This window comes from Acidobacteriota bacterium (genome assembly GCA_026393755.1).
Classification (GTDB): Bacteria; Acidobacteriota; Vicinamibacteria; order Vicinamibacterales; family JAKQTR01; genus JBAXOX01.
The window spans coordinates 110,163-123,599 of record JAPKZO010000040.1; the positions used below are offsets into that span (position 1 = coordinate 110,163).

10 protein-coding genes are annotated in these 13,437 nt (G+C 65.5%); 4 read left to right on the forward strand and 6 right to left on the reverse strand.

The window, feature by feature from the left end; all coding sequences use genetic code 11:
- From NTV05_17625 to NTV05_17640, 4 genes are all read right to left on the reverse strand, one after another.
- Positions 1 to 3,183, reverse strand: a complete 3,183-nt coding sequence (locus NTV05_17625; protein ID MCX6546216.1) for an efflux RND transporter permease subunit — start codon at positions 3,181 to 3,183, stop codon at positions 1 to 3.
- A gap of 55 nt (positions 3,184 to 3,238) precedes the next feature.
- Entirely contained in the window at positions 3,239 to 4,345 is a 1,107-nt protein-coding gene (locus tag NTV05_17630; protein ID MCX6546217.1) for an efflux RND transporter periplasmic adaptor subunit, read from the reverse strand.
- 357 nt (positions 4,346 to 4,702) lie between these two features.
- Positions 4,703 to 5,425: a DUF1698 domain-containing protein gene (locus NTV05_17635; protein MCX6546218.1), complete on the reverse strand. Its 723-nt coding sequence runs from the start codon at positions 5,423 to 5,425 to the stop codon at positions 4,703 to 4,705.
- A gap of 67 nt (positions 5,426 to 5,492) precedes the next feature.
- Positions 5,493 to 7,187, reverse strand: coding sequence for a glycosyltransferase family 39 protein (locus NTV05_17640; protein MCX6546219.1), 1,695 nt, complete (start codon positions 7,185 to 7,187; stop codon positions 5,493 to 5,495).
- 260 nt (positions 7,188 to 7,447) lie between these two features.
- Here NTV05_17640 and NTV05_17645 point away from each other — a divergent pair, with 260 nt between their 5' ends.
- The 4 genes from NTV05_17645 to NTV05_17660 are packed head-to-tail and all read left to right on the forward strand — an operon-like array spanning position 7,448 to position 12,514.
- A complete protein-coding gene (locus NTV05_17645; protein MCX6546220.1) occupies positions 7,448 to 8,407 on the forward strand; it encodes a TRAP transporter TatT component family protein in 960 nt (319 codons plus the stop codon).
- 3 nt (positions 8,408 to 8,410) lie between these two features.
- Positions 8,411 to 9,487: a TRAP transporter substrate-binding protein DctP gene (gene dctP, locus NTV05_17650; protein MCX6546221.1), complete on the forward strand. Its 1,077-nt coding sequence runs from the start codon at positions 8,411 to 8,413 to the stop codon at positions 9,485 to 9,487.
- 19 nt (positions 9,488 to 9,506) lie between these two features.
- Positions 9,507 to 11,435: a TRAP transporter large permease subunit gene (locus NTV05_17655; GenBank protein MCX6546222.1), complete on the forward strand. Its 1,929-nt coding sequence runs from the start codon at positions 9,507 to 9,509 to the stop codon at positions 11,433 to 11,435.
- 29 nt (positions 11,436 to 11,464) lie between these two features.
- Entirely contained in the window at positions 11,465 to 12,514 is a 1,050-nt protein-coding gene (locus NTV05_17660) for a DUF1646 family protein (protein MCX6546223.1), read from the forward strand.
- Between the two features lie 51 nt (positions 12,515 to 12,565).
- Here NTV05_17660 and NTV05_17665 read toward each other — a convergent pair whose 3' ends face one another.
- Entirely contained in the window at positions 12,566 to 12,997 is a 432-nt protein-coding gene (locus NTV05_17665) for a PIN domain-containing protein (GenBank protein ID MCX6546224.1), read from the reverse strand.
- On the reverse strand, positions 12,994 to 13,221 hold the full coding sequence (locus NTV05_17670; GenBank protein MCX6546225.1) for a ribbon-helix-helix protein, CopG family: 228 nt from the start codon (positions 13,219 to 13,221) through the stop codon (positions 12,994 to 12,996). The genes NTV05_17665 and NTV05_17670 overlap by 4 nt, the downstream gene beginning before the upstream one ends.
- Positions 13,222 to 13,437 lie beyond the last annotated feature (216 nt).

Here is a 13,437-nt window from a genome sequence, read left to right on the forward strand (position 1 = left end):
CTACTCCTTGCCGGCCGCGGCGGGCGCGATCGTCCTGCGATCCAGGACGAAGTACATCGTCGGAATCACAATCAAGGTCAGCACGGTCGAGACCGCGAGGCCGCCGATCACGGTGACCGCCATGGGGGCGCGGATCTCGGCTCCCTCGCCGAGGCCGAGCGCCATCGGGATCAAACCAAGGATGGCCGTCGCCGTCGTCATCAGAATCGGGCGCAGCCGGACACGCCCGGCCTCGATCAGCGCGTCGTGCGTCGACAGGCCTCCCCGGCGGCGCTGGTTCACGTGGTCAATGAGGACGATGGCGTTCTTCACGACGATCCCGGCCAGCATCACGACGCCAATCAGGACGATGACGCTGACGCGGTGACCGGTCGCCACCAGAGCGGCCACCACACCGACGGCGCCCATGGGAATCGAGAACATGATGATGAGCGGGTGCAGGAGCGACTCAAACTGCGCCGCCATAACGAAGTAGACGAGGAACACCGCGAGGCCAATCGCCAGATACAGGCTGCGGAACGACGTGCCGATCTCGAGATTCTGGCCGCCCATCTTTGCCGACACCCAGCCAGGCAGGTTCGAGGCGGCGACGGTCCGCTCGATGTCGGCGGTGACGCCTCCCAGATCGCGTCCCTGGAGGTTGCCCGAGATGATGACCGCGCGCCGCTGGCCGACGCGGCGGATCTCGCTCGGCCCCGTCGCCAGTTCGGTCGAGGCCACCGCTCTGAGCGGAATGGCGACTCCGTCGCGCCGCTGGACGATCATGCCCACGACGTCGGTGACCTCGTCGCGGGACGCATCCGACGCCCGGACGAGCACATCGATTTCGCGGTCGCCTTCGCTGATCCGGGTGGCCACCTCGCCCTTGACCTTCGTTCGCAGCGTCTGCGACACAGATTCCGGCGTCAACTCCAGGCGCGCCAGTTGATCGGGCTTGAACCGGATACGAACCTCCGGACTGCCCGCCTCCGACGACGAGGTCACGTCGGCCAGGCCCGGGATGCCCTGCAGGCGAACGACGGTCTGGCCGGCCACGCGACGCAGGTTCTCGTAGTCGTCGCCGTAGAGTTCAAGCTCCACCGGCGTCTTGAACGTGAAGAACGACGGCCGGCTGAATGTGCTCGTGCTGTCGGGGAACCGTTCGAGGGTGTTGCGGATCTGTTCGATGCCGGCTTCCTCTCCGATCTTGTCGCTGCGATTGCGCATCAGCACGAGCAGTTCGCCGACGTTTTCTGCGCGCGAGCCCTGGTCGGCACCGCCGAGTCCGCCCCCCGCCGTTGAGAACACGTTGGCCACTCCGGCCACCTGTTTCGCGCGCCGGGCCAGATCAGCGAGCACGCGGTCGGTCGCCTCGATCGGCGTGCCCTCCGGCAGCTTCACCTCGAACGAGAATTCGCCCTGCGACATGGGCGGAATCAGCTCGACGCCCAGGCGGCTGACGCCGGCCATCGACAGTGCGAACAGCAGCGCGGCGGTCCCGAGCACGCTCCAGGGATGCCGCAGGGCACCGGCAATCAGGCGCGGGTACACGCGATAGACCGCCGCCTCGGTCCGTTCGAATGCCTTCAGGAACGGCCACATGATCCAGCCGACCGGCGTGAAGATGAGCGAGGCGAGGCGTCGGGCGCCGCGCACCAGCAGGATGGGAATCGTGTAGAACAGGAACTGCCGGCTCTTCGCCAGGCGCCCGGCCGGCACAGCGGCCGGCTCGAGCGGGACGGCCGCGCCAAACCTGGCGGTCAGCATGGGGATGAGCGTCAGCGAGATCACCAGCGACGCGAGGATCGAGATCGACACGGTCAGCGCCTGGTCCTTGAACAGTTGGCCGCCGACGCCCTCGACGAACACGATCGGCAGGAACACCGCCACCGTCGTCAGCGTCGACGCCACCACCGCACCCTGCACTTCGCCAGTGCCGTCGATGGCCGCCTGGAGGACGCTCTTCCCCGCCTCGCGATGCCGCGCGATGACCTCCAGCACGACAATCGAATCGTCGACGAGCAGCCCGATACCGAGCGCCAGTCCGCCGAGCGACATGATGTTCAGCGACAATCCCATCTGGTGCATGATGATGAAGGTCGCGACCACCGAAATCGGAATGGACAGCGCGATGACCGCCGTGCTGCGCGCCTCCCGCAGGAAGAAGAAGATGACGAGGATGGCGAGCAGGCCTCCCTGCCAGCCGTTGTTCACCACCTCGCTGATCGCGCCTTCGATGAAGGTGGACTGGTCGAAGATGGTCGCCAGCGTCATCCCGGCGGGCAGCGTCTTCTGAATGCGCGCCAGTCTGGCCTTGACTGCCCGCGCGACCGCGACGGTGTTCGCATCGCCTTCCTTGTAGATGTTCAGGCTGACGGATTCCTGGCCGTTGATGCGCGCGATGACCTCGCGATCCTTGTGGCCCCATGCGACGTCGGCCACATCGTGCATGACGACCTGGCGGCCGCCAACCTCGCGCACGATCGTCTTTGCCACGTCCTCGACGGTCTGGAACTCGTTGAGCGTCCGTACGAGGTAGCGGGCTTCGTGCTCGTAGATGCTGCCGCCCGCCAGGTTGACGTTGTTGCGGGCCAGTGCGGCCATCACGTCCTGCACGGTCAGGCCGAACGACGACAACCGCGATTCGTCCACCCGGACCTCGATCTGGCGTTCGAGCCCGCCTTCGACCTTGACCGACGCGAGGCCGTCAATCGACTCGAGGTCCTTCTTGACCTGGTCCTCGGCAATCCGACGCACCATCGCCAGGTCGCCTGTGCCAGACACACCAAGCCGCAGAATCGGGTCGCTCGACGGATCAAACCGCAGGATCGCAGGCTTCTGCGCGTCGCGCGGCAGCGTCACCAGGTCGAGCTTCTCGCGCGCGTCGAGCGTCGCGAGATCCATGTTGGTCTTCCAGGCGAACTCGAGCGTGACCTGCGACAACCCCGAACGCGAGCGGCTCGTCAGCCGCTGCACGCCCGAAATCACGCCAACCGCCTCTTCGACGGGCCTGCTGACCAGGCTCTCGACTTCGGACGGCGCCGCCCCGGGGTACTTGGTTTCGATGGTCAGTGTCGGATAGGAAATCTCCGGCAGCAGGTTGACCGGCAGCCGCGAAAACGACACCACGCCGAAGATGGCGACCGCCACGACGAGCATGCCGACGGCAACCGGACGACGGACGGAGAGAGTCACGAGGCTCATGGCAGACCCCGGGTGGAGACTCAGGCGTTATTGGTGAAGGCGACGGGGCCGCGCCTTACAGGCCGGCCTTCTGCACGTCGACGCGGGCGCCGTCTTTGAGGCTGCCCTGGCCGGCGATGATCACGGACTCACGGCCGGAGAGCCCGGCGGCCACTTCGATGCGGCCATCGCTGGGAAATCCAAGCGTCACCTTGCAGCGCCTGGCGCGCGAACCCTCGACCACGAACAGGTAGTCGGCCGAGTCCTCGCGGACCACGGCGCCCTTCGGCACGAGCAACGCATTCGCGTGGGTGTCGGTGACGATCCGAACCGTCGTGAACGATCCCGGTCTCGCCGCCGGCGTCAGCGACAGGGCTTCGACTGTCACTTTGATTGTGCCCGTGCTGGTATCGACGACCGGGCTAATCTTGGTCACACGCCCGGGGAGACGCTGGCCGCCTGCCGCATCCAGGACCAACTCTGCTGACTGGCCGAGACGGAGGCCCGCCACATCTTTTTCCGGCAGGAACACCCGAGCGACGAGCGGGGACATGTTGGCGACGGTGAACAGCTTCTCGCCGGGCTTGATGTGCCGGCCCTGCACGACGGCGCGATCCACGATGCGTCCGGCGAACGGCGCGAGAATCCTCGTGTAGCTGATCGACAGCGCCGCACTGTCGACGTCGGCCTGGGCGAGGTCGTTCGTGCTGCGCAAGCGCTCGAAGTCCTGCTGGCTGATCAGCTGATCCTGATGCGACCGCTGGGCCCTCTCGTACTCACGCTTCGAGGCCTCGGCCTTGAGGCGTGCCTGCTGGAGCGCGATCTTCTTGTCGGCATCGTCGATCTCTGCCAGCACCTGCCCCTTGGCGACGTTCGCGCCTTCGTCGACGAGCATCCGCACGACCAGACCGTCGGTCTTCGCCAGCACGTCGGCCTGCTGTTCGCTCTCGAGTGTCGATGACGCGCTCAGCGCGGCCGACACCGTGCCGCGTCGCGGCGCCTCGACCTGCACGGGCACAGCGACTTCCTGCCTGGCCGGCGCCGTGGCCGCTGCCGGAGTCTGGCCGTTGGCGGCTACCTTGCCGACGAGCATGAAGCCGCCGACCACGCCAATGATGACGACGACCAGGACGCCTCCGCCCAGTACATACCGTCTCACTCGCCGTTTGGTTTCGATCGTCATGGCGTGTCCTTCCAGCCGCGAAGCCTTTCGATTCATGAATTCGGCATCAAGTACGGGGTACTACGGCCCAGGGGGAGCGCTGGTTACAGAAGGTGACGGATCCGTCGGACAGATTGTTCCTTCCCGGACGCGGCAGCCGCGTTGGGGTGGCATCCGGCATCCAGAAAGGTGAACTGGCTGTCCGCCTCCGCGCGAAGCGCTATGGCGAGACCTCGACGAAGCTCAAGGAGCGAAGTCGGGGATTCCGGCGTACGCCGGAATGACGGATCGAGTTGGGGCACGGCATGCCGTGCCCCAACCGGCGCGAGCGCTCGGCGCCCCGTCGGATCCAGGGAACCGCACACCGCGGGCGGGGCGTCAGGACGCGTGGACGATGAACCGGCCGGACTGCGGCCGGTTGATCAGCAGGGCCTTCAGTTGCTTGAGTGGGCGAAGCGAGGGCCGGTGCTTGATGATCTGATGCTGGAAGCCGGCGGATCGCAACATCTGCTGCGCGCATTCGATCGTGGGAATGGCGCAGAACTCGTATTTCCCGCCGCCGGCGAGACTGTCTCCGGGAAAGAAGCTGATAAGAGGGTACCGCCCGTGCATCGCCGGAACGAGCACGTGCGTTTCGCAGACCAGGGTGCCGGCGGTGACGCGGCGCACGCAGTCGAGCACTTCAATCGGCGAGCGGAGATGATAGAGGACGCCCAGCATCAGGACCAGATCGAAGCGTCCGACGACGTCCGGATCCAGATCCTCTGCCGCCATCCGCAGGTGCTCGACCTTCGAGTTCAGCGCCGAATGCGCCAGGAGGAAACCATCCTTGCCGTGGTGATCCCAGGCGTAGGTGTCGATCGCGAGCACCCGCGCCGCGCCGCGCCGCTCGCATTCGAACGAGAAGAAGCCGTCCCAGGCTCCGATGTCCAGGACGCTCTTGCCGCGAAGGTCATCGGGCAGCGACAGAAAGCGCACTCGCCGTTTGTAGCGGAAGCGGACATGCCGCTCGGGCCGGGTGATGATGCCATGGCCGAGATCGATCGGGTGGCACCACTTGATCGACGCGGCGCGCGCTTTAAGATCTTCCGCCTCGTTCACGTGTGATCGTCCTCCGAGACAGAACCGTACCACACCTGAGACCTTCGCGATTAGCGCGGAGGCTCCCCTACCGGACGTCGCCGCTGGCCACCACGACCAGATTGGGAAGCGGTGCCGTGGTGATGATGTCGCGCAGTTGAGCGTCGAAGCGCGGCGAAGAGGCCAGAACAAACGTGGGCGCCCTGAGCAGGGGTTTGATCCGCTCGTACTCCTCCTGCGTCATCAGGCAGTACGCGGGAGAGCCGCCCGCAAAGAACTCGGATACCGTCGGCACGTCGAACATCTGGTCGACGTGCCGCTGGAGATAGAACACGACACTCGGTGTGGCCACGAGGTACGTGCCGATGCGGGAGCCCGGCGCCGCAACCTGCTGGATCGCCCGGGCCAGATGAGCCACGGGCTTATAGCGTTCGAAATCGGGCAGCGCCCAGAGGACCAGCATCCAATGGCCGACAATCACCGCCGCGCCGATCGCAGCGCACGCGGCCGTGGCGGACCGCCTGGCCAGCGCGACGAGCGCCACCACGGAGGCGATCGCCAGCACGACGCCTGTGGCCGTCGCCCCCTCCACGTGGATGCGGGCGCCAGCGCCGCCGGCCACCCACACGATCGCGCACCCCAACGCAAGCAGCACGATCCCAATCAGGCCCACGCTCCACGTGGTCACGGCAGTCAGCCGGGGCGACAACCCCTTCCTGAACATTCCGTCCAGCACGCCGCCGACCAGCGCCGCGGCCGCCACCACGCAAGGCAGGATGTACAGATCCTGCTGCGCCTTCGAGAGCGAGAAGAACGCGACAATGACGACGATCCACAGGCCCAGCAGCAGGCGGACGGTCTCCTGCCCGATCGGCAGCGTCACGCCGCCGTCGCCAGGATGATCGGAGCGGGCGCGCCACAGGCGCCTCCAAGGCACAAGGGCGAAGCCGGCCGGCAGCAGGAGCGACCACGGGAAATAGAGATCCGCGAAGAGGACCGGCAGATAGAACAGCGGCCCTCGGCTCGGCGCGCCGACGCCCTCGGCGTACCGGGCCAGATTCTCGCGCATCAGAAACGTTGCGATCGCGTCCCACCCATGCTGGGAGTACAGCAGCGCGTAGTACGGGACGACGATCAACGAGACCACGGCGACGCCGGTCGGCAGCATCATCCGCGTGATCGTCATCAATCGCCGTGACGTGATCAGGTAAACCAGGAACACCAGTGCCGGCAGGGCAATCGCGATGGGGCCCTTCGTGATCACGCCCAGGCCCGTCGCCACGTACATGGCGAGCAGCCACCGGCGCCGTCGCTGCGGCTGCGATTCGGCCAGCACGAAGAACAGCAGCGTCAGGCCCAGGAACATCGCCGTGTACACGTCGATGATGATGCGCCTGGAAAACAGCAGGAATCGCGGCGTGGCCGCGAGCGTCAGCGCGGCGACGAGACCCGCGCTGGTTGAACATGCCAATCGGCCCAGCACGAACGCGGCTGCGAGAATCACGAGCGCGCCGGCCGCGATTGGAACCCGCGCGGCGGTCAACGATACGCCGAAGATGCGGTAGGAGGCGGCGACGGCCCAGTACGAAAGCGGCGGCTTGTTGAGCCGCGGCTCGTAGTTGAAGGTGGGATTGACGTAGTCGCCCGCCTCGATCATCTCGCGGGGCGTCTCGGTGTAGAATGCCTCGTTGGCGTCGATGATCGACGTCGCGCCGAGATTCAGGACGTATGGCAGGATGGCCGCCGCAATCAGCAGTATCAGCGCCAGGCGCCTCGAACGCATGGCGTCATCGTACCACCGAAGGGTCACGCGCCAGGCCTCTGGCCGCGCCGCTCGCGCGCATCGGCCGAACCGGCACGGGCGCCCCGCCTCAGCCGAGCAAGGGTCTCAGGACATGACGCCGCCCCTTCGATCGGGCGAGCCTGAGCCGCTATTGGTTCCGATGACGCATTTCCTACTGGCGTAACTTCTCGGCCCGCTTGCTTGAGTACAGGCTAGGGGAGGGTGTCGTGGCAACAACAACTCAAGGGGATAACGCCACCATGGTTGATGCTCGTTGTTCGCCCAGCCGGCCGCGTGCAGGCGGCCAGGCCGGCCGGATTGGTGTCCTGGGCGTCGTCTGCCTGGCGCTGGTGCTGCCGGGTTGTTCGATCAAGAGAATGGCCATTAAGACGGTGGCCGACTCGCTTTCGGAAGGCACGTCGTCGTTTGCGACCGATGACGATCCCGAGTTGATCAAGGACGCGCTCCCCTTCGGTCTGAAGACGCTCGAGGGGCTGCTGGCCCAGCTCCCGACGCATCGGCCCCTGCTCCAATCGGTGGCGGCGGGCTTCACGTCGTACTCGGCGGCCTTCATCCAGCCGGAGATCCGCGGGCTCGAGGACGTCGACCTGGACCGCGCCCGCGAAGTGAAGGTCCGCGCACGCCGCATGTTCATCCGGGCACGCGACTACGGCCTCCGTGCGCTCGAGGTCGGCTATCCCAACCTCCGGCAGAAACTGATGCAGGACCCGAAAGCGGCACTCGCGAAGACCGTGAAGAAAGACGTGCCCGATCTCTACTGGACCGCGGCCGCGTGGGGCTCGGCGATCTCGCTCGGCAAGGACCAGATGGATCTGATCGCCGACGTCCCGATCGTGGACGCGTTGATCCACCGGGCGCTCGAGCTCGACGAGCGGTGGGACAACGGCTCGCTCACCGAATTCATGATCGCGTTCGAGAGCCGCGGCGACGCCCAGGGCGGCAGCCTGGAACGTGCGCGCACGTACTTCGGTCGGACGATGGAGTTGGCCCAGGGGAAGCGGATTTCACCCCTCGTCTCGCTGGCCGAGAACGTCTCGATCACGAACCAGAATCGCGCCGAGTTCGAGAAGTTGCTGGACGAGGCGCTCGCCTTTGACTCCGACAAGTATCCGGAGACGCGGCTCGTCAACCTGCTGGCGCAGAAACGGGCCCGCCAGCTCAAGGCGCTGGCCGGGTCGCTCTTCCTGGAGGAGAAGTAAATAATGAGACGCACCGCTCTGCTGCTATCCATTTGCGCCGCCACGCTTGCACTGGCGATTGTCGTTCCGGCGGGCGCGCAGGCTCCGACACAACTCAATATCAAGGTCGGCACGCTCGCGCCCGAAGGCACTCCGTGGTACGACGTGATCCAGGAGGTCGGCGCCAATTGGAAGAAGGCCTCCGGCGGCACGATCAGCCTCACGATCTTCGGCGGCGGCGTCCAGGGCGACGAGCCGGCCATGGTCAGCAAGATGCGAATCGGCCAGCTTCAGATGGGCGCGTTTACCTCGGTGGGGCTCGAGACGATCACCAAGGAGATGAGCGCGCTGTGGATTCCGCTCCTCTTCCGGAACTACGACGAGCTCGACTACGTGCGCGGCAAGATCGATGCGCGCCTGGAGAAGGCGCTTGGCGACAAGGGCTTCGTCGTCCTCAACTGGGGTGACGCGGGATGGGTCAAGTACTTCGCGAAGAAGCCCATTCCGAATCTCAAGGCGCTTCAGGAGCTGAAGCTGTTCACGTGGGCCGGCAACTCCGAGTCGGAGGAGATGTACAAAGACGCGGGATTCAAGATCGTCCCGCTCGCCGCGACCGACATTCTGATGAATCTGCAGCGCAACATGATCGAGGCGTTTCCGGCGCCCGCCACCGCGGCACTCGCCAACCAGTGGTTCGGTCTGGCCAAGAACATGATGGATATCAAGTTCGCGCCGATCGTTGGCGCCACCATCATCACGAAGGCGGCGTGGGACAAGATCGACCCGTCGCTCAGGCCGACGCTCCTCAAGCTTGCGCGAGAGACAGGCACCAAATTCACTCCCAAGATCCGCGGGCTCGAGACCGAGGCCATCGACGCGATGGTGAAGCGGGGGTTACAGATCCAGAAGTTGACGCCGCAGGCAGAGCAGGAATGGCAGCAGACGGCCGAGAAGTTCTATCCGAAGATCCGCGGCACGATCGTCCCCGCCGACCTGTTCGACGAAGTCAAGCGCCTCGTCATGGAGTACCGCGCGCAGAAGAAGCCGGAACCGGCCAAGAAGCTGGAGCCGGCGAAGACGCTGGAACCCGTGAAGAAGTAGGCGACCAGAGGAGCGACCTGTGACTACGCCGTCTTCAGCGCCGGCCGCCGTCGGGGCGCCGCGCCCTATGCTCGTATCGCGCGTGTTCCACGGTGTTGAGAACGGCGTCGGCATTCTCGCCATCCTCGCCATGGCGGTCCTGCCGATTGCCGAAATCGTCGGCCGCCATTTCTTCGGACAAGGTGTGTCGGGCTCGATCACGTGGGTGCAGCACCTGACCTTGTGGGTCGCCTTCGTCGGCGGCATCATCGCGGCCCGCGACCGGCGCCACCTCGCGCTGGCCACAACCACGTTCCTGCCCGCGACGGTCCGGACGTATGCCGATCTGGTCGCATCGGCGGTGGGCTGTTCTGTCGCCGCGGTCCTCGCGTGGGCGGCCTACAGCACCGTGGAGACACTGCGGCCGGACACGACCGTGTTGTCCGGGGGCGTCGCGATCTGGGTGATGTACACGATCATGCCGATCGGCTTTGCCCTCATCGCCATCCGACTGTGGTGGCAGTCGGGACTGCGGCCGCCGCACAACGAATTTGAGAGCGAACCGGCGATCGCGTATGCCCCAGCCGTGGCCTGGACGAGGCGCGCCATCGTCCTCGCGGTCGTGTTCGCCGCGTTCAGCCTGGCCTCGGTGCCCGAGGCATCGGTGGCAGCGTGGCGCTGGCCGCTGGTCGCCGTGGTCATTGGTGCGACGATCCTCGGCGCTCCCATCTTCGTCCTGCTCGGCGGTCTCGCCGTGGTGCTGTTCTACGCCGACGCGGGGACGTTTACGCCCGTGCGGGACGCCATCATGTCGGTGCCGACCGCCACGCTGCAGATCGCGAGCCAGGACACGCTGCCAACCATCCCGCTCTTCACGCTGGCCGGCACGCTGCTCGCGAGTGGTGGGACGCCGGAGCGACTGGTGCGCGTGTTCCGCGCCATGGCGGGGTGGCTGCCGGGCGGCACGGCTGTCGCCGCCGTCCTGGTGTGTGCGTTCTTTACGACGTTTACCGGGGCATCGGGTGTCACGATTCTGGCGCTCGGCAGCCTGTTGCTGCCGGTGCTGATGAGGGACCGCTACTCCGAGCGATTCTCGCTGGGCACGGTCACCGCCTCAGGCAGTATTGGCCTGCTCTTCCCGCCGAGCCTCCCCATCATCCTGTACGGTGTGCAAGCCCGCACGCCGGTCAACGAGATGTTCTACGCGTGCATCCTGCCGGGCCTGGTTCTGGTCGGTCTGGTGGCGGCGTACTGCATCCGCGAGGGCGTCGTCGAAGGGGCGACGTGGAAGCGAGTAGACCCGCGCGAGATCGTCGCGTCGCTGTGGGCGGCCAAGTGGGAGATCGCGCTGCCGGTCGTCGTGTTCGTCAGCCTGTTCGGCGGGTTCGCCACGACGGTCGAAGCCGCGGCGCTCACGGTGCTCTACACGCTGTTCATCAAGTGTGTCGTGTATCGGGACGTGAGCGTGCGACGCGAGTTGCCGAGGATCCTGACGGAATCCACGATTCTCGTGGGCGGCGTGCTCATGATCCTCTGCGTGGCGATGGGGTTCACCAACTACCTGATCAACGCCCAGATTCCGAAGATGGGCGCCGACTGGGTGACAGCTGGCATCGAACAACGGTGGGTGTTCCTGCTGATCTTGAACGGCTTCCTGCTGATCGTCGGATGTCTGATGGACATTTTTTCGGCGATCTTTGTGGTGGTGCCGCTGATCCTGCCCGTGGCGGCCCGCTTCCAGATCGATCCGCTCCACCTGGGCGCGATCTTCCTGATCAACCTCGAACTCGGCTACCTGACGCCGCCTGTCGGGATGAACCTGTTCCTTTCGTCGTTCCGGTTCAACAAGCCCATGCCCCAGATCATCCGCGCCGTGCTGCCGTTTATGTTGGTGCAGCTCGCGGCGGTGCTGCTCGTGACCTTCTTCCCGTGGCTGAGCGCGGGTTTCGCTCACTGGTGGGCGCAGTGACGCGGACCTGAAGGCTCTCGACGCCGCCGATGCTCGACTACCTTCCGACCGTAGGGCTCGCCGTCGTGATGGGCCTCACGCTGATCCTGCCCTTCTCCGTCAGGCGCGTGGAGCAGGAGTTGGAGGCCTTCCTTCTTGTGATGGGGCTCACCGCTGTCAGCCTGTCCAACGTGTGGAGCGTGCACCTGGTTCGAGAAGCCCTTGTCGAACCGCTGGCCATCACCGCCGCGGTGGCTGGCGTCGGCTGGCTGTTTCGCTCACTGCGCCCACATCTGAAGGGCTGGCTGGCGTTCCTGATCGCGAAGTTCGGACTGAGCGGGGCGGTGTTCACCATCGTTGTCGTACTCGGTCTCGGTTCCGGCGTGCTGACCGCGATCGTGGCGGCGACGATCCTGGCGGAACTGGTTACGCTCCTGAAGCTGGACAGGAAGTTCGAAATACAACTCACCGTGTACGCCTGCTACGCCATTGGTCTTGGCGCCGCCCTCACGCCGATAGGCGAACCGCTTGCCACCATTGTCGTGGCCAAACTCAAGGGCCCGCCCCATGACGCGGGGTTCTGGTACCTGATGCAGCACATAGGCCTGTGGGTGGCGCCAGGTGTGTTGGCGGCGGCTGCCTTAGCCGCGCGAGGGGCCGGAGCCGCTGTCGCAGGATCGAGGGGCCTGGCAGAAAGCGGCCACGAGACGGGCAGAGACATCCTGATGCGAGCACTTCGGGTGTATGCCTTCGTGATGGCCCTCATCTTCCTGGGTGCCGGCCTCAGGCCGCTGGCTGAGCGCTTCGTGGCCAGGATGCCGACCTGGGCGCTCTTCTGGGCCAATTCGGTCTCAGCCATCCTCGACAACGCCACGTTGGTGGCGGCGGAAGTGACGCCCGCCATGACAGATCGGCAGATTACGTTTGTGCTGATGGGCCTGTTGATTTCGGGAGGGATGCTCATCCCCGGCAACATCCCGAACATCATCTCGTCAGCCAAACTGGGCATCAAGTCGCGAGAATGGGCCAGGGCGGCCCTGCCGTTCGGCGCGTTGCTGATGCTGGTCTACTTCGTTCTGATGTCGCTGCTGGTGAAGTAAGGCGCACGCAGACCAGCCAAGGAAGGGTGATGGGTTGCCCGCGGGCGTCTTTCAAGCCGCAGATAGCTCCGGCGGCATCGTCACCGGAATCACCTGTCTGCCGTGACGCCGATAGACGAGGAAGTCGCTGTCAAGGGTCACGACTGCACTGCTATCGTCCAATTCGGTCATCCGTACTAAACACGCGTCAGCCAGCGACATCGGCACGTTGGCGTACTTCGTCATCAGCGTGGCGAGTGACTTTGCATGGGGTGACACCTGAAAGGCCACCACCAGCACACCGCGCTCAACCAGCTTCAGGACCGCGGCAGCGCCTCCGGGTGCATCCCGCAACAAGAAACAGGCTTCTGCCAGTACCGGTTCGCACGTGGAGATGGGCGGCTCGAGTTCACTCAACCGTGTCTTCGCCCACAGGTGAAAGCGATCCCGGCGGTTCAGGCTGGCCACCAGAGGTCCGGTGTCGATGAGCACCCGGGCCGTCACTTCCCAAACCCCTCCAGGCGCTTCTTGTTGTGCGACAAGTCGGCGGGTCCTTCGACCGAGCCAATCAGATCAGCGGCACGCGCCAGGCACGAGTCGGGATGGGCGGATCCCTCGTCCAGAAAACGCTCGAGCGCCTCGCGGATCAGGCCGGATCGGCTCGCGCCCCGACTCTCCGCCAGACGGGCGAGCCGCTGTTCGAGCACGTCCGGCACCTTCAACGACATGGTAGTCACGGCGGTCTTCTCCCGGGTATTACCAATACGTCATCACGGTATTACACCGTGCTGGCGACGTCAAGCCCGGCACGCGGTGGGTCATACATACGTATACTGTCTCCGCTTGGTCCGACCGTGAGCCGATCCGGCACTCGATTTCGCATGTTCTGACAGGATGGCGTGGCGATCGGGGCTGGCGTCGGCGCGGGAATTGGCCTAATCGTG